14 protein-coding genes and 1 pseudogene are annotated in these 16,984 nt (G+C 69.1%); 5 read left to right on the top strand and 10 right to left on the bottom strand.

Annotation, left to right across the window (positions count from 1 at the left end):
- The first annotated feature begins 60 nt into the window (after positions 1 to 60).
- A complete protein-coding gene (gene uvrA / locus HUW62_RS17990) occupies positions 61 to 2,604 on the top strand; it encodes an excinuclease ABC subunit UvrA (RefSeq protein ID WP_176435119.1) in 2,544 nt (847 codons plus the stop codon).
- A 38-nt stretch (positions 2,605 to 2,642) separates the two neighbouring features.
- The gene (locus tag HUW62_RS17985; RefSeq protein WP_176435118.1) at positions 2,643 to 3,545 is read left to right on the top strand and encodes a glycosyl hydrolase; all 903 of its coding nucleotides are present in this window, start codon (positions 2,643 to 2,645) and stop codon (positions 3,543 to 3,545) included.
- 54 nt (positions 3,546 to 3,599) lie between these two features.
- Here the strand turns inward: HUW62_RS17985 and HUW62_RS17980 are convergent, their stop codons facing one another.
- The 5 genes from HUW62_RS17980 to HUW62_RS17960 form a co-directional block, all read right to left on the bottom strand.
- The gene (locus HUW62_RS17980) at positions 3,600 to 4,976 is read right to left on the bottom strand and encodes a DNA/RNA non-specific endonuclease (protein WP_176435117.1); all 1,377 of its coding nucleotides are present in this window, start codon (positions 4,974 to 4,976) and stop codon (positions 3,600 to 3,602) included.
- Positions 4,977 to 5,096: 120 nt separating this feature from the next.
- Positions 5,097 to 5,657, bottom strand: a complete 561-nt coding sequence (locus HUW62_RS17975) for a gamma-glutamylcyclotransferase (RefSeq protein ID WP_163861230.1) — start codon at positions 5,655 to 5,657, stop codon at positions 5,097 to 5,099.
- A 101-nt stretch (positions 5,658 to 5,758) separates the two neighbouring features.
- Complete coding sequence (locus tag HUW62_RS17970) at positions 5,759 to 7,351, bottom strand: M28 family metallopeptidase (protein ID WP_163861228.1); 1,593 nt, start codon at positions 7,349 to 7,351, stop codon at positions 5,759 to 5,761.
- 172 nt (positions 7,352 to 7,523) lie between these two features.
- On the bottom strand, positions 7,524 to 8,264 hold the full coding sequence (locus HUW62_RS17965) for a trans-aconitate 2-methyltransferase (RefSeq protein WP_176435116.1): 741 nt from the start codon (positions 8,262 to 8,264) through the stop codon (positions 7,524 to 7,526).
- 5 nt (positions 8,265 to 8,269) lie between these two features.
- Positions 8,270 to 8,698 (bottom strand): GFA family protein, encoded by a 429-nt coding sequence (locus HUW62_RS17960; RefSeq protein ID WP_163861225.1) that lies wholly within the window; start codon positions 8,696 to 8,698, stop codon positions 8,270 to 8,272.
- 251 nt (positions 8,699 to 8,949) lie between these two features.
- Here HUW62_RS17960 and HUW62_RS17955 point away from each other — a divergent pair, with 251 nt between their 5' ends.
- A complete protein-coding gene (locus tag HUW62_RS17955) occupies positions 8,950 to 9,576 on the top strand; it encodes a LysE family translocator (RefSeq protein WP_163861222.1) in 627 nt (208 codons plus the stop codon).
- A 59-nt stretch (positions 9,577 to 9,635) separates the two neighbouring features.
- Here HUW62_RS17955 and HUW62_RS17950 read toward each other — a convergent pair whose 3' ends face one another.
- The 5 genes from HUW62_RS17950 to HUW62_RS17930 form a co-directional block, all read right to left on the bottom strand.
- The gene (locus HUW62_RS17950) at positions 9,636 to 10,664 is read right to left on the bottom strand and encodes a hypothetical protein (protein ID WP_176435115.1); all 1,029 of its coding nucleotides are present in this window, start codon (positions 10,662 to 10,664) and stop codon (positions 9,636 to 9,638) included.
- Between the two features lie 35 nt (positions 10,665 to 10,699).
- The gene (locus HUW62_RS17945; protein ID WP_176435114.1) at positions 10,700 to 12,265 is read right to left on the bottom strand and encodes a hypothetical protein; all 1,566 of its coding nucleotides are present in this window, start codon (positions 12,263 to 12,265) and stop codon (positions 10,700 to 10,702) included.
- A gap of 76 nt (positions 12,266 to 12,341) precedes the next feature.
- On the bottom strand, positions 12,342 to 13,664 hold the full coding sequence (locus HUW62_RS17940; RefSeq protein ID WP_176435113.1) for a DUF418 domain-containing protein: 1,323 nt from the start codon (positions 13,662 to 13,664) through the stop codon (positions 12,342 to 12,344).
- A gap of 82 nt (positions 13,665 to 13,746) precedes the next feature.
- On the bottom strand, positions 13,747 to 14,202 hold the full coding sequence (locus HUW62_RS17935) for an ATP-dependent DNA helicase (protein ID WP_176435112.1): 456 nt from the start codon (positions 14,200 to 14,202) through the stop codon (positions 13,747 to 13,749).
- A gap of 161 nt (positions 14,203 to 14,363) precedes the next feature.
- Complete coding sequence (locus HUW62_RS17930; protein ID WP_176435111.1) at positions 14,364 to 15,788, bottom strand: hypothetical protein; 1,425 nt, start codon at positions 15,786 to 15,788, stop codon at positions 14,364 to 14,366.
- 371 nt (positions 15,789 to 16,159) lie between these two features.
- On the opposite strand from HUW62_RS17930, the gene HUW62_RS17925 reads away from it, so the two are divergent.
- The gene (locus HUW62_RS17925) at positions 16,160 to 16,543 is read left to right on the top strand and encodes a hypothetical protein (RefSeq protein WP_240356076.1); all 384 of its coding nucleotides are present in this window, start codon (positions 16,160 to 16,162) and stop codon (positions 16,541 to 16,543) included.
- Between the two features lie 60 nt (positions 16,544 to 16,603).
- Positions 16,604 to 16,984: pseudogene (locus tag HUW62_RS17920) on the top strand (hypothetical protein); the annotation flags it as partial.

Here is a 16,984-nt window from a genome sequence, read left to right as displayed (position 1 = left end):
GCCTGTTCCTCCACGCCTTCCGGCATCAGATTCGGTAGGACGCCCGGAGGAGCGTCCCCCATGAGCCGACCCCGCCGTCTCCACATCCCAGGCAGCTCCAGCAACACCCGGGCAGGCTTCGTCCGAGTCCGTGGCGCCCGCGAGCACAACCTGAAGCACGTGGACGTGGACCTGCCACGCGATGCCCTGGTCGTCTTCACGGGCGTCTCCGGCTCGGGCAAGTCCTCGCTGGCCTTCGGGACGCTCTACGCGGAAGCCCAGCGGCGCTACTTCGAATCCGTGGCCCCGTACGCTCGGCGCCTCATCGACCAGGCAGGCATCCCCGAGGTGGACTCCATCGAGGGACTTCCTCCCGCCGTCGCGCTCCAGCAACACCGGGGCGCCCCCACGACGCGCTCGTCCGTGGGCAGCGTGACGACGCTGTCGAACTCCCTGCGCCTCCTGTACTCGCGCGCCGGCACCTATCCACCGAACCAGCCCCACCTCGACTCCGACGCCTTCTCCCCCAACACGCCAGCGGGAGCGTGCCCGAACTGTCACGGCCTGGGTCGCGTCTACGAGGTGACGGAGCGCTCGCTGGTGCCGGATGACTCGCTCACCATCCGCGAGCGGGCCGTCGCCGGGTGGCCGCCCGCGTGGCACGGGCAGAACCTGCGCGACATCCTGGTGACGCTTGGCTACGACGTGGACACGCCGTGGCGAGACCTTCCCAAGAAGGACCGCGACTGGATTCTCTTCACGGACGAGCAGCCCACCGTCCCCGTGTACGCGGGCTTCACCCCCGCGGAGACGCGTCAGGCCCTCAAGCGCAAGACGGCCCCCAGCTACATGGGCACCTTCACCAGCGCCCGAAAGTACGTGCTCCAGGCCTTCGCCACGACGCAGAGCCCGCTCATCAAGAAGCGCGTGTCGCGCTACATGGAGAGCGGTGAGTGCCGCGTCTGCCACGGCAAACGCCTGCGCACCGAGTCCCTGTCCGTCACCTTCGCGGGGCTGGACTACGGAGAGCTGTCACGCCTGCCGCTCAAGCGCGTCGCCACCCTGCTCCAGCCCTACGCGGAAGGGACGGCGTCCGCGCTGAAGAAGCTCACGCGCGAGCATCCCGAGAAGGCGCTCGTCACGGAGCGCATCGCCAGGGATTTGGTGGAGCGCCTGGACGTCCTGCTGGAGCTGGGCCTCGGTTATCTCTCGCTGGAGCGCGCCACACCCACGCTCTCCCCGGGTGAGCTGCAACGGCTCCGGCTGGCCACCCAGGTGCGCTCCAACCTGTTCGGCGTGGTGTACGTGCTGGACGAGCCCTCCGCGGGCCTGCATCCCGCTGACACGCAGGCGCTGCTCAAGGCGCTCGACTCGCTGAAGGGCTCCGGCAACTCGCTCTTCGTCGTGGAGCACGAAGTGGACGTCATCCGCCACGCGGACTGGGTCATCGACGTGGGCCCCGCCGCCGGAGAGCAGGGCGGCCAAATCCTCTACAGCGGTCCGCTGGACGGGCTGAAGGACGTGGAGGTGTCCCAGACGCGGCGCTACCTCTTCGAGGCCGAGGCACCGCGTCCCCGACCTCCGCGCGCCCCCAAGGGCTGGCTGCGCCTGCGAGGCGTCTCCCGCAACAACCTGAACGGCCTGAGCGCCGACTTTCCCTTGGGCGTCTTCACCACCGTGACGGGCATCTCCGGCTCCGGCAAGTCGAGCCTGGTGAGCCAGGTGCTGGTGGAGCTGGTGGCCGCGCACCTGGGCCACGAGCCTCCCGAGGACGAGGAGGAGGGCGAGCTGCTGGAGCGCTCCGAGGTGGTGACGACGGGCGGCCGAATCACCGAGGGACTGGAGGACATCCACCGGATGGTGCGCGTGGACCAGAAGCCCATCGGCCGCACGCCGCGCTCCAACCTGGCGACGTACACGGGCCTGTTCGACCATGTCCGCAAGCTCTTCGCCGCGACACCGGCGGCGAAATCACGCAAGTACGACGCCGGGCGCTTCTCCTTCAACGTGGCCAAGGGCCGCTGCGAGACGTGCGAGGGCGAGGGCTTCGTGAGCGTGGAGCTGCTGTTCCTGCCCAGCGTCTACGCGCCCTGCCCCACCTGCCACGGCGCCCGCTACAACGCGAAGACGCTGGAGATCCGCTACCGGGGGAAGAACATCGCCGACGTGCTGGGCATGACGGTGGACGCGGCCCACGCGTTCTTCACCGAGGAGCCCCACGTCCACCGCGCCCTGGGTGTCCTGCGCGAGGTGGGCCTGGGCTACCTGCGCCTGGGCCAGCCCGCGACGGAGCTCTCCGGCGGCGAGGCCCAGCGCATCAAGCTGGCCACGGAGCTGCAACGCACGCAGCGAGGCCACTCCCTCTATGTCCTGGACGAGCCCACCACGGGCCTGCACCCCGCGGACGTGGACAAGCTGATGGCGCAGCTCGACGGGCTGGTGGAGGCGGGCAACACCGTCATCCTCGTCGAGCACGACATGCGCGTCGTCGCCGCGAGCGACTGGGTCATCGACCTGGGGCCCGGCGCCGGAGACGAAGGGGGCCACATCGTCGCCGCGGGGACACCCGCCCAAATCGCCGCCTCATCGAAGAGCCGCACCGCGCCATTCCTCGCACTAGGATGACCGTCTCCACGCGCCCTCGCGGGCGGAGGTGACGGCACATGAGACGCTGGCTCGCACCCTTCTCCATCGCGTTGTACCTGCTCCTGGGTTGCGACCCGGCGGACCCCATCAAGTCCGGGCGTCCCTCCACCGAGGACGCGGGCACCCAGACGCCTCCGCTCATCAAGAGCGCCAAGCGCGGCATCGCCTTCGACCTGGCGACGCCCGAGGACATGGCGGCCGTCTCCCCAGGAGTGAGCTGGTGGTACAACTGGAGTTCCCGGCCCAACACCCATGTGCCGACGGACTTCCGCACCCGCTACGGCATGGACTTCATCCCCATGCTCTGGAACGGCGACTTCGACGCCGCGCGCATCGAGACGATGCTCCGGGACAATCCCCACATCGAGTACCTGCTGCTGCTCAACGAGCCGAACCTGAGGGACCAGGCGAACATGACGCCGCAGGCCGCCGCGCGGCTGTGGCCCCGGTACGAGAGCGTCGCCACCAACACGGGCGTGAAGCTGGTGGGCCCGGCGATGAACTGGGGCACGGTGTCGGGGTACCAGGACCCCGTGGTCTGGCTGGATGCCTTCTTCGCCGCGTATCGCGCGGAGAACGGCAACCGCGAGCCGCGCATCGATTACCTGGCGTTCCACTGGTACGACTACGGGCTCGATGGCCAGCTCAACCGCCTCACCAAGTACGGCAAGCCGTTCTGGGTCACCGAGTTCGCCAACTGCCACCAGCAACAGGATGGCGCGCAAATCGACTCGGTCGCCAAGGCGAAGGCGCAGATGACGGAGATGGTGGCCGTCTGCGAGCGCCGCGCGGACGTGTTCCGCTACGCGTGGTTCACCGGACGGTGGACCAATGACCCGTGCTTCGCGAGCCTCCTGGGCGCGCCTGGCGTCCTGAACGAGCTGGGCAAGCACTACATCGCCCTGCCCACTGCGCCCTGAAGGCGAACCGCGCGTCACCGGGCCGGTGGGAGAAGGCCCGGTGCGCGGGAGGCACTACCGCTTCGTGAGCAGCGTGACGGACTGGTACTCGCTGCCCTGGAGCTGGAAGGCGCCGGGGGCGGACGTGTCCTTCTCCAGCTTCTCCTGCACGCTCTTGGGGAGCTGCGCGTAGAGGTCCTGCCCCAGCAGTTGCTCGAGCTGGTCCACCGGCACGCGCGAGGACTCCAGCAGCGGGATGATGGCGTCCTTCTTCGAGGGCCCGTCCTTCACGTTGGGCACCATGTACGCGAACATCGTCACGTTGCCGTTGGGCAGCTCCAGCAGCACCGTCTTGAAGTTGTGCGTGGGCACGCCAATCTTGCGGTCCCTGGCGCCCGTCGTCTCCACCGACTCCGGGGGCAGCGGCTTGCCATCCGCGCCCAGGAACAGGTTGCCGGTCAGGATGTGCGCCTTGCCGCCGGTCTCCTTCACCAGGTCCGTCACGGCCCGCTCCAGCGTGCGCCACACCTGCTGGTTGTGGTTGCCGTGCTGGGGGGCGATGTTGGTCATCTGGTGACTCTCGTTCATCGCCTCCTGGTTGGGGGAGTCCTCGGCGGCCTTCATGTGCCCGCGGTCGAAGCCCATGTTGTTGTAGTCGGAGTCGGTGACGCCCTTGCTGCCCAACAACGGGTCTCTCACGAAGGTGCTCTTCGTGCGGTCCACCTCGGCGGGCGTCTCCTTGATGTCGGCGGCGGACAGCAGGTAGCTCACGAAGGTGGGGACGTTCTTCCCCTCGTCCAGCATCAGTCGTGAGTACTGCTTCACCAGCTCCAACCCCTTGCCCTCGCCACCCGTGGGACGCAGCGGGTCCACTTCTCCGGCGGACTCCGCGACGCGGCTCTGGAAGGCGGCCATCTGCTGATCCGGCACCCACCGCGTGCCGTCCACCTGGTTCGCCTTGGACTTCTGGATGTAGGCCGCCAGCTCGTCCTGGGTGACCTTGCCGTCGCTGTTGCCACCCAGGAGGTCGGCGCGCTTCGCCAGCCCGTCCTGCCACTTGGAGTCGAAGGCATCCACGTCCACGGGCGCGCCGCCGCCCTTGGCCAGCTTCGCGTCCACCGCGGCGCGGCCCTGCTGGAGCGCCGTGGAGGTGAGGTAGCGCCCGTCCGTGGGCGCGGCGAGGTAGGCCTCGATTTCAGCCGCGGACACCTGGCCATTGCCTCCGCGCGTCTTGCTGCCCGCCGCGTCCGCCGCCTTCAGCAGGCCGGTCTCCCAGCTCTGCTCCGTCCAGCCGAACTTCGTCTGGAGCTCGGAGATGGGGACCTCGCGAGCGGCGGAGCGGTTCCAGCTGCCGCCCCTCGGCGTCACGACGTTGGTGGACGCGGTGTCCGCCGGGGCGACCGTGGCGGTGGGCGGGGTGCTGGGGCGAGCAGTGGGTCGCAGCGTCGTCATGCGAGAGGCATCCTTGGGCCGCCCAGGAGAGGAACGGAATGAGGCCCTGGTAGAGCTATGGTCGGTCGCGAGCGATACCGGGTTGCGTCATCGCCCCACCTTTTTTCTACAAAAGTGAGATCACGGCTTCTTCGCGGGAGAGCCTGGGACGGAGCGTGCGTCCGCCTTCGCCTGTTGGAGCGTTCCCACGATTCGGGCCTCGGCCTGGAGGCGCTCCACGTAGTCCGCCGGGAGGCCGGAGCGCTCGGCGGCGAGGGCCACGGTGACGAGGAAGGCCTCGCTGACGGGGCCCTGCGCGGGAGGGCCACCGCGGGCTGGAGCGGTGAAGGCGTGGGCGGAGAGGACGGCGCCGGTGGCCGTGCGCACCTTGACGGGCCGGGACGTGGTGGCCTCGGCGAGCACCGACTCCAGCCGGCTCACGGCGTCCCACGTCTCCGCTGACACGCGCCGCAGCAGCCCGGGAAGGGATTTGCCCGGGGCGTCCACCAACCGGGCCACCTTGCCGCCCCAGGCGTGCGAGGGCACGTCATAGACGACGTCCACGTCGAGCGCCTCGGCCAGCTCCCCCTCCGGCAACGTGGGCGCGGAGGGCAGGCCCGGCAGGCGCTCACGCGCCGTCGCGGGGGACAGGTCGACGGAGAAGGCGAACCACGGACGCGGCGCTGGAGTACCTGCGGACATGGCATCGAGTCTCGACGGGCGATGACCTGGGGACAAGCCCCTGGCGGTGCGCGCCGGCCGCCGGGGATACGGGGGCCGGCGGCTTCACGTCCGGGCGGACGTCACTCCTTGGCGGTGGTCCGGTTGGCGGCCAGCTCGATGACGTTGACCATCAGGTCCTTGACCCGGCGCGGCTTCTCGCCGCCGTTGTCGCGGAGGATGAGGTCGATGTCGTCTCCGGGCTCGTGGTACTCGGGGATGAGGTCGCCGCCGCCCTTGGGATTGGACAGGCCCTCGAAGAGGAAGAGGACGTCCTCGCCCTTGCGGCCGAAGACGGCGCCATCCTGGCGGTCCCGGTACACGTTGATGTCGCGGTTGATGCGGTCGAACGGGTCCGCGAGCTGCGCGTTGGCCTGGTCCACGACGTCGCGGAAGTAGTTCGCCTGGCCCCTGCGGTCGGTGTCCACGACGGACAGGCGCTGGTCGTCCCAGCGGCCCACCATGTCCACGTTGACGACGCCGGAGATCTGCTCCGTGCTCAGCCCCGGAATCGGGTGGTCGACGAAGTACTGCGAGCCGACCAGGCCCTTCTCCTCGGCGCCCGTCCAGATGAAGAGGATGGAGCGGTCCAGCTCGCCGCGCTTCTGCGCCTCGGCCAGCTCCGGCACCGCCGCCATCAGCACCGCGCTGCCGGACGCGTTGTCGTCCGCGCCGTTGTGGATGTTGCCGCGACGGTCCGTGCCCACGTGGTCCAGGTGGGCCATCACCACGATGACCTCGTCCTTGTGCGGCCCGGTGCCGGGCAGCATCGCCATCGTGTTCACCGCCTGGCCGGACTCCGTGGCCAGCGCACGCAGCTCCTCCACGCTGCGCAGCCCGCCGCCGCGAGCAGGCGTGAGGGGCTGCCCCTCGGCCTTCATCGTGCTCTCGTACTTCTTGTTGAGCATCTCCAGCGTCTCGCGGGGCATCCCCTCCTCCAGGTAGAACCCCTCCTGGAAGAGCTGGTGGCCGAACTGCTTGTGCTCCGCGTGGCCATTCGCCCGGGCGTCACCCGCCGCCGCCGCCTCCGGCTTGCTGGCGAAGGAGAACACGTCGAACTTCTGCTGGAAGGGGTTCTCCGGGTTGTTGCTGTTGGGGCCCACGAGGCCGTACTTCTCGACGTGCGCCTGCACGTACGCGGAGGCCGCATCGAGTCCCGCCGAAGGGCTGTCGCGGCCCTGGAGCTCATCCGAGGCGAGGTACGCGATGTGCGTCATCGGGTCCGAGTCGGTGATGGACGGCTCGGGCTTCGGCTCGGGAGTGGGCTCCACGGGGCCGGGCTCCGGCAGCGGCTCCGTCGGGACCTGGGGGTCCGTGGGGAGCGGCAGGGGCAGCGGGTTCGTCGGGACCTGAGGGTCCGTCGGAGGCTTGGGCAGCGGCAGGGGCAGCGGGTTCGTCGGGACCTGAGGGTCCGTCGGAGGCTTGGGCAGCGGCAGGGGCAGCGGGTTCGTGGGCACCTGAGGCTGCGTCGGAGGCTTGGGCAGCGACGGGGGCAGCGACACCGGGGGCTTGGGGAGCGGCAGCGGCTGGGCCTTGCCCGGCTCGAAGCAGTCCTTGTTCCACTTCAGGTCGGGCGTGGAGACCTTGTTCGGCGTCTCCGAGGGAGCCTTCGTGGCCGGGGCTCGCGTCGTCGCGGTCGGTAGAGGACGAGGCGTATCGCTGATCTTGGAGGCCATGGTGGGGGATCCCGATGGAGAGCGCGGACAACGCGCTTCGGGATTATCGCCACCGGGGAGTTCAAGGTTGCGAGAAGGTTTCACTTCCCCGTGATTTCAGTGCCTTGTCTCAGCCATTTATCACCCGCGGTGGATCCGCCGGCTTCAGGGACGTCCCCCGGGTGTGGATCGGCTAGCGACGCTTGACGGCGACGAAGGTGTCGTACGGCGTCCCCTCCAGGGTGCGCGTCTCCAGGCGGGCATCGAGGCCCAGTTCGTCGAAGAGGCGCAGCCACGTCGCCCTCGAGAAGAGGCCATGCAGGTGCACGTCGTGGACGGAGCGGATGCTGCCGTCACGCTCCTTCAGCAGCATCGCGAAGTGGGTCTCCGAGGTCGCGCTCCCCGGCTTCGTCGGCAACGTCCACATGAGGTAGCGCAGCGAACGCGAGCCCTGCCCAGGCACCTCGGGCTCGTCGCCCCCTTCCGTCATCGACCCCGGCTCGAAGCTCTCTTGCGTCGCGTCCGGAGCCACCAGGACGACGCCACCCGGGCGCAGGTGAATGGCCGCCGTCTCCAGCGCCGCGCGCAGGTCCTCCTCCGTGGTCATGTACTCGACGGCGTCATGGATGAACACGGCGTCGAACTCGCGGCCCAGACGCACGGTGCGCATGTCACCGGGCAGGTGCTCGCACTCGGGATTCAGCTCGCGGCTGTGCTTGCGCATGCCCTCCGAGGGCTCCACCAGCGTGAGCTGGAAGTCCCGCTTGAGGAAGCTGGCGTTGTTGCCACCCCCGCTGCCCAGCTCCAACAGCGTCACCAGCGGGCCCGTCGCGCCCGCGAGCAGCAGGCGGCGATACTCGGATGCCTCCTCCGCGTAGTCGCTCGGGGGAGAGACCAGGGGCCACCACTCGGCCAGTTCGTCGTAGAGCTTCATGGGCATCATCCTGTTCGTGTCGACGGGTTCAGCGGTGCGGGACTTCGGCCGGCGGTTTCTTGAAGCCGTCGCCCTTCCCGTCCGTTGACGTAGGTGAGGGGTGCGCGCGCCAGCTCGTCGAGGTCCACGTCGTCGAGGCAGTTGACCTTGATGGTGTAGAACTTCCCCAGGTCCGTGTCGTCACCCCAGCCAAAGGAGTGCACGCCACAGTGCTTGCAGAACAGGTGATGGAGCTGCTTGGTGTGGAACTGGTACTCGGTGAGTTCGGCCTCACCGGACAGGAGGCGGAAGTCCTCGGGACCGATGACGGCGTGCCACAGCCGCGCCTTGGTGCAGATGGAGCAGTTGCACTTGTAGGTGCCCTGGCTCAGGTCGACGTCCGCTTCGTAGCGGACCGCCCCGCAGTGACAGCTTCCAACGTACGTCTTCTTCACGTGTGACGCTCCTCATCAGCCCCGGCCCCATCCTGAGGCCGAGCAGACCACGAGCGAGGCCTGATGCAACGCCTGGTTTGCGCCAGGGAGCTCCACGGCCTCCGCGGGTGACAGTCCTCGAAACGTCGCCATTCCAGCGGCGAGGTGGCCCCCGGGGGCAGACGTCGCGCACGCGTCATTTGAAGTGAGCGCTCCGCGTCCCTAGGGTGCCGCGTCCGGTCCGGAGCCCTTTCCGGCCACGCCGCCACGCCATGGACCTTACCCTCTGGGCAACGTTCACCCTGACCATCACCCTCTTCGCCATCACCCCGGGCCCCGCCGTGTTGCTGGTGGTCTCCCAAGCGATGTCGCGGGGGTTTCGCACCGGGATGAGCGCCGCGTTGGGCATCCAGGCCGGCAACGCCGTGTACTTCCTCATCTCCGTCGCGGGCCTTGGCGCGGCGCTGGCCGCGTCGCCCTTCGCGTTCTACGGCATCCGCTATGCGGGCGCGGCCTACCTCGTCTACCTGGGCGTGAGGACGCTGCTCTCCGCGAAGCACACCTTGTCGCTGGAGCAGCGTCCGAAGCCGCCCCTGTGGCGCGGGGCCTTCGTGCAGGGCTTCGCGAAGCAGCTCGCCAACCCCAAGTCCATCCTGTTCTTCGGCTCACTGCTCCCGCAGTTCATCCACCCGGGCCCCCACGCGGGCTTGCAGTTCACCGTCTACGGAATCTCCTGCATCGTCGTGGAGGTGCCGGTGCTCGCCGTCTACGCGGGGTTGGGCGTGGCTGGAGGTCGCGTCTCCAGCTCACCCCGTGCCCTGGTCTGGCGTGAACGACTGTCAGGCCTCGCGCTCATCGGCATCGGCGCGGTGCTCGCGACGATGAGACCGCAAGCCTGACTCCCGGCGTCGACGACCGGAGCCTTGCGCTCCGGTTGCCTCGTCTGGCCAGGACAACCTCAAGGAGCGGGAGCCGCGGGCTCGGCGGGCGCGGGCTCGGCGGGCGCGGGCTCGGCGGGCGCGGGCTCGGCGGGCGCGGGCTCGACAGGCGCGGGCTCGGCGTCCTTCAACGCCTCCAGCTCACGAGCCGTGGCGGGCCGCGTCCGGGCCTTGCCCTTCTCCACGATGATGAGCGTCCCCTTGGTGCCCTGCCGACAGAGCAGCGCTTCTCCCAGGGAGGGCGCCTTCTTCAACGCGTCGCAACGCCCCACGTGTGCCACCTGGCGACGCGCGGGCTCGATGCCGAGCGCCACCGCGAAGACCTTGCCCGCGCCACCCTCGAACGGCCCGATGGACACCACCGTCACCCAGGTGTCCTTGAGCAGCTCCTGCGTGTAGAGCACCTCATAGCCCTCCGCCTTGCACTCGGCCTGGGTGCTCCCCGCCTTGCAGCGCTGGGCCGCGCGGAGCTTCTCCAGCAGGGCTGAATCCACCCGCGCGGTGAAGGAGGGAGCGGGGAGCTCGTAGCGGGCCGGGCCCACCTTCTCCAGCCCCGCGCACGGTCGCTTGCCATCCGACGCGGAGATGCGCAGCGCGAGCGGCACCTGCGGCGCGCCGCTGGAAGGAACGGAGAGGAACGCCGTGCCCGTGCTCGCGAGCGACTCCGGAACCGTGACGGCGAAGGCGCCGATGAAGTCCGACATGCCTTCGTCCGCGTCGGTGAGCAGCAGGCTCAGCGAGCCTCCCACTCCCACCGGGAGCCAGGCTCCCGAGCGCGTCTCTTCGAGGAAGAGGCTGTTCCACCGCAGGCTGCCGGTGTCCTCCTGCTTCGGGCCGATGACGACGGGTGAGGCACCTTCGACGTCGACGGCCATCGCGGACAGCTCCGGGTCCGCCGCGGAACCTTCGTCCCAGGACGAGCCACCGGGGTTCGTCGTCCCCACCTTCACCGCCAGCGGGGACACGAACAGCTCCTTGCAAGCGCGATAGTCCTGCGCCCACACGCGCGTGGAGACACAGAACGCCAGCAACACCCACCGTCGCATCATGCTTCCTCTCATCCAGCCGGGCGACATCGCCTCGGCTACAGCCCCAGGGCGTATACCTTGTTCCGGTCCACCACATAGACCCGGTCCTTCACGATGACAGGGTCCCTGAGTGAACCCCCGTCCGCGGTCCCCACCAACGCCAGCTTGGTCGCGCTCCACAGCGTCGCGAGTGTCGAGACGGCGACGACGTGCAGCCCCGTGCGCGAGGTGATGACCAGCGTGGGGACGCTCGCTCCCGATGCGTCCTTCGTCCCCGACGCGGCGGCGATGGACGTGCTGCGCTTGCCCGCGAAGGGCGTAATGGAAAAATCCAGGAGGTCTCTTCCGTAGTACGGGACGATGACATCGTAGACCCCCGGAAGCGCCGCCGTCAGCGGCGTGCCACCCGAGAGGGCGTCGAAGGAATAGAGCACGGTGCCCGCGTTGGGACCGGAGCTCTCCTGCACCGCGATGATGGCTCGGCCGCCCACCAGCACGGGTGCCTGATACCCGGTGATTTGCGAGCTGGGAAACGGCGGGGAGCGGAAGAGACTGGCGCCGTTGTAACCGGCATTGCGGATGTTGAACGTCACCGTGCCGGTGGCCAGATCCCGCTCCAGCAGGTAGATGCGATTGCCGGCCACGCTGATGTTGCTCGCGGGCTCCAGCGCGACGCGAGGCCAACGAGGTGTCCCGGTGGCGAGGTCCCAACCGAACAGACCCGACGCGAAGGGACGCGGCTCGGTCGCCGAGCAATTCGTCGAGCACTGGAAGTTGTAGATGGCCGCCAGGTAGATGAAGCCGTTGTCCGTGGCGATGGAGCCCAGGCGGTCTTCCGCGGTGTCCCACTGATGCTGGGGGAAGACTCGCGTGCCGCCGTAGTACCCGTAGGTGTTCAGCTCCAGCAGGAGGTTGCCGCGCTTGTCGAACGAGCGCAGGCCCAGCTTGGGGCCATGGTAGTGGAGCTGGTTGTAGACCCACAGGCGCGTGCCGTCCGACAGCGACTGGCCCCAGCTGTCGTTGTTCGCCTGCTCGTACTCCGCATAGGGAGTGGTGCCGCCCGAGTAGTAGTTGGCGCCGAACTGCTTGCTCCAGGTCCGGATGCCGTCGTCGTTGCGGACGACTCCGTCACGCGCCTCGTAGACACCGCCGCCCACGAGCTTCTCGTATGCGAAGAAGGAGGGCCAATGTCCCCGGTTGTCATTGAGCTGCCGGTCGACGCTCCACACGCTGGCGCCCGTGGCCGGGGCGATCTTCTCCAGGGCGGGGCTTCCACCCGAGCCGACGTAGTTGGGATTGGAGTTCCACGCCAGATAGACGCCGTCGGTGTCCGCCACCGCCCGCTCCACGCCTTGCACGGAACGCCCGGCTCCCGCGGTGGGCGCGAACTCCCAGAGCTTGGTCAGCGGATGCCACGCGCAGCCATCCGAGGTGAAGGAGCGGCGTCCATCGTGTCCCATCGTGGCCCACGCATTGGTGCCCGTGCAGGGTGGCACCACGGCGGACGCAATGACTCCAGACGACTCGGGGGGGAGCGAGGAGGGCTCCTCCGTCGAGCCTCCACATGCGCCCAGCCCCACGGCGGACAGCAGCAGCACCACGCCTCGCGTTCGCAGCGTCATGACACGACCTCCACGTCAGGGCGCACCGGAAGCTCCCGGACACGCCAGGAAAGTATCTCGCGTCACCCCGCCCTTCTCACGAGGAGGGCGCGGCTCCGACCTCACCGGGGCTCGTCGGCAGTCGCATGGGCTGGGCCTTGCCATAGGTGAGCGAGCGCCACAGCCACTCGGCGGGACCGAAGCGGAAGCGGGCCATCCACAAGTGGCTGAGGACTATCTGCACGGCGAAGATGCCCAGGGCCAGGAAGATGCTCGTCGACGGAGGCACCTTCCCGATGAGCCCCAGCCCCCATCCGTTGTAGAGCCAGACACTCACCACGGACTGCAGCAGGTAGTTCGAGAGCGCCATCCGCCCCACGGGCATCAGCACGTTGAAGACGCGCTGCACCCAGCCTCGCCGGGACAGCAGCGCGAACAGGGCGACGTAGGCCCCGCCCAGCGCCAGGCAGCCCAGCTCCTGCACCACGGTCAGCACCATCATCCAGTCACGGTCGATGAGGTCCCCCATCCCCATCGCGCGCAACCGCCACACGACCAACCCCAGCCCGTTGCCAATCACCCCCAGGAACAGCCCCCAGAACAGCAGCCGCTGGTGCAGGCGACGGTTGCCTTCGATGTCCTGGAGCAACAGGAGGCGGCCCGCCAGCAAGCCGAACAGGAACCGCCCCAGGACGAGGCTCATCCAGACGAGCCGGTTGATGCGCAGGAACGACTCGGTGTTGAAGCGAGCCATCCCCGTGAGCGCCGTCCAGAACGAGTCGCTGGAGAGCGCCTCGAACAGCCGCGCGCGAGACGCCGTCTCCAGGGCCCGGGTCGCCTTCGCCGCCTCCCCCGCGGCCTCCGCGCCGTGCAGCCAGACGGGGATGAAGCGCTCCAGCGCCGGAATCACCAGCGGAACCACCGCCATCATCGCCACCGCCCAGATGAGCACCGTCGTGTTCGAGCGGCTCCGGAACAACAGCAGCGCGAAGCCCACCATCGCGTAGGTGTGGAGGATGTCTCCGGACCAGATGGCGTACTGGTGGGTCAGCCCTATCGCCAGCAGCACCAGCAGGCGCCGCGCGTAGAGCCGGACAATCGAGGAGCCTCGCGCCTGCGCACGGGCGAGCTGGATGCTGAAGCCCAGCCCGAAGAGGAACGAGAACAACGTCACGAACTTCTGGTTCACGAAGAACTGGTACAGGCCCGAGACCACCGTCTCGAAGAGGGGTGCCGCGAGGGCCTGGGCCTGCTCTCGCGGCATCATCACCCTGCCGCTGAACCAGGACACGCTGTTGGAAACGAAGACGCCGCACAGCGCGAAACCACGCAGCGCATCCAGCAGCGTCACCCGCTCGGTGGCATCCACCGGGCGGGCATCGGCGACGTGCGCGGGCGCGGAAGAAGCAGAATCTGACATCCATCCAGCAGACGCCCACGGCCTGCGTGCGTCAACCGAGGGCTGTCGACTTCAGCCCCCGGTCTTCATGACGCGGTGCCGCCTAACCATGCCGGGAGTACGTGTCGCAGCGCGCATGCCCGTAGCGCGCGCACTCCGCCCGCTCACGACGCTCCCGCTCCACCCGAGCCTGCCGCTCGCGCTCCGCCCGCTCACGCTCCATCCGCGCCAGACGCTCACGCTCGATGCGGGCCCGCTCACGCTCGATGCGCTCACGCTCCACCCGCGCCTGCCGCTCGCGCTCCAGCCGGGCCTGCCGCTCCCGTTCCAACCGCGCCTGCCGCTCGCGCTCCAGCCGGGCCTGCCGCTCGCGCTCGGCCCGCTCACGCTCCAGCCGCGCCCGCTCCGCGCTGGAGCGCGATTCGATGCGCTGGTCGCGAACCCACTCGGTGACGCCCGAGGTCGTGACGGGGGAGGCACCATGCACCGACTGCGCGAGGACAGGAGAAGCCACCGTGAGGGAGCACACCACCAAGACTCGCTTCAGCTTGCTGTACATGACGACCTCCTTCGCAGCGGGTTGCGCCGCGTTCTGTACAGTCTGACGGGGCCCCCTCCCGTCTATTCACCCGGGCCACCCCTGCCCGCACGGAGCCACACCCCGAGTCACACGCCTCCTCGGAGGGCTGACCCGATGCGCCACACACGGCGTACACAACGCTACGCCGTGCGCGACGGGGGCCGAGCCAGCCACAGCGCCGCGGCGGCGAACACGGAGATGGCGGTCCAGTAATAGAAGCGGTACTCGGCGCTCACGCTCACGGGGAGGTACGCCAGCGCGTAGATGACTCCGGAAGCGGCCACGCAGAACATCAGTCCGCCATCCCGCGCGCGACGTCTCCAGCCCACGCCGGCCAGCACGACCGCGAGCACCAGCCACGGCCCTCCACGGGCGATGGCATTGGACCAGGCCTCTCGCATGGCCACGAAGCCCCGGTGGACCGCGGTGTGCTTTCGCAGCTTCAGGCCCAGCTCGTTCGGGTCGATCTGCCGGTGGTAGCTCCCGTTGTCCCGATAGTAGGAGTCGGAGAAGCCCTCCAGGCCCAGGTTCGCGACATACGACGCCCACCGATGCCGCAGATAGGCCCCCGGGTAGGCGCGCACGACGCGGAGCCACTCCCGCGTCAGGGGCTCCTTCGCCGCGAGGACCTCTTCGGTGGAGATGGCGCCCCGCGCCGGGTCTCCCCACAGAATCGGCGACACCGCGCGCGGGTCATAGAGGTAGCCCAGCTTGTCCGCGTCCCACTTCCACCGCGCCACGAGCGGCGAGCCCTCCATCGCCGCCGGCTCGCGCGCATAGACGCCCGCCACGTCGAACACCAGCAGCGCGCCGCCAATCCATGTCTTGCGCACGCTGGCGGCGCGCTCGATGAAGCCCGGTGCTATCGCCAGCACCGCGAGGAGCAACACACCCGCGATGACGGGACGGCTCCGGTCCTTCATCAGCACGGGCACGCGCGCCACCACCATGGGCACCAGCAACATGCTGGCGGTGATGGCGTTGTGCCGCGTCAGCGTCGCGGCGACGAGGCACGCGAAGGCCCATCCCGGTCGTCCCCGCGTGAGCAACACCACCGTCCAGAGCAGGGCCACCGCGTTGAACACGTCCTTCCAGAGCGTCACCCCCACCGCCCAGGTGCTGGGAAGGACCCAGTACACGCCCAGCAACGCGAGCGCGGCCAGCCCGCGACGCCCCGAGACACCTCCGAGCAACACCACCGGCCCCAGCGCCAGCCCCAGGAGTTGGAAGGCCATCACCGGCCACGTCGAGCCCGTCAGCAGGAAGGCCTTGCCCAACAAGAAGGCGTAGAAGGGCGAATGCCAGTCCGTGTACTCCCCGGTCCGGCCCTGCCACAGCATGCTGAGCGAGTCCGCCGACATCAGTCCGGGCTGGAAGGCCACGAACAGCAGCACGCCCCAGATGAGCGCCAGGAACAGCCGGACGTGCCGGCTCCCCAGCGTCGCGAGCAGACGCCCCCCGACAGACGGTTTGTCGACGGCGACCGTGTCGACCTGGACGGGCGGTCCCGTCGGAGCGAGCGCAGCCTGGTCCACCTCCGGCACCGACCGGCCTTCCATCCCCATGGCGACGCGCCCTCACTGTGAACGATGACGCGGGGAGACTGTCAGGCCAGGTCGGTAAATCCAAGCACGTCATGCCTGGATGAAGCGTCGACCAGTCAACCCTCCGCACAACCGGGCGTCTTGTCCGGGTCCGGAAAAGCGTGGGCACGCTGGGGTACCGCTTCGTCGTCTCCCTCGGCCACTCCTGGCGTATGGCCGGGAACCTCGTCCTCATAGCCCTGCTCGCGGGCCCTCCCATCCTCCAAGGGTTCACCTGCTCGCTGTCGCGTGTCGATGTCTGGCATCACGGCCTCCTGTCCTCGAAAAAGATAGGCAGTGATGGCCCGGGAGGATGGCGCCTGGGCGATGATGCGAGGACCTCGGGAGGCTGCATGGCCACGTTGCTCGGGAGCACCCTTCGCCAGTTGCGAGACGGCGCCACCCGGCTCGCCCAGAACACGGCGGCCCTGGCGATGACCGCCCTCGTCGTCCTGCGCCCCTACCGCGCGGGAAGCGAGCGGGCGCGGCGCAACGCCGAACGCCTCATCACCGCGTGCCGGGCCTTCCAGACGCGACATGGCCAGTTGCCCCAGGCGCTCACGGAGCTGGTCCCCGCGTTCCTCCCCGAGCTGCCACCCGCGAAGTACTCCGGCCCCCACTTCGGCTTCACCTATGACGTGGGCCCCGGGCGACACGTGCTCGGCTGGACGGAACGGATTCCCTTCGGACGCCCCTTCTATGTCTTCGAGGAAGACCGCTGGGGTTATCTGGACTGAGGCCCTCGCGTCCCGGGGGGCATGCACGGACGACACCGTCTTGGGCTAACGTCCCCGAACATGCACCTCACGCGCCTTTCCACCGCCGTGCTGCTGCTGTGCCTCGTCATGGCGGGTTGTGAGCGGGGCTCGACGCCACCGCCCGTGGCCCCCGCGCCGAAGCCGCAAGCGCCTCCGGAGAGCTTCCTCAAGGCCGGCCTCGCCGCGCCCGTCACCGCCCCCGGCGTCATCGACCCCGGCGAGGTGAACGTCGCGGACCTGCGCGATGGCCTGGCGGACCCGAGGATCCTCAGTGAGCAGGACCTCGAGAAATTGCTCCAGAGTGCCCGTCAGGGGCCCTCCACTCCCACCGGGGAGCTGCTTCACGAGGAAGGAGGTCCGGAGCCGGAGGAAGAGCGCGTCGCGCGGGATGTGGCGCTCGGAGCCGTCCCGCCTCCACCG

It is taken from the genome of Myxococcus sp. AM011 (assembly GCF_013372595.1).
In the GTDB taxonomy this organism is placed as follows: domain Bacteria; phylum Myxococcota; class Myxococcia; order Myxococcales; family Myxococcaceae; genus Myxococcus; species Myxococcus eversor.
The sequence above is the reverse complement of the archived record's forward strand: the minus strand, read 5'-3'. Positions and strand labels throughout refer to the sequence as shown.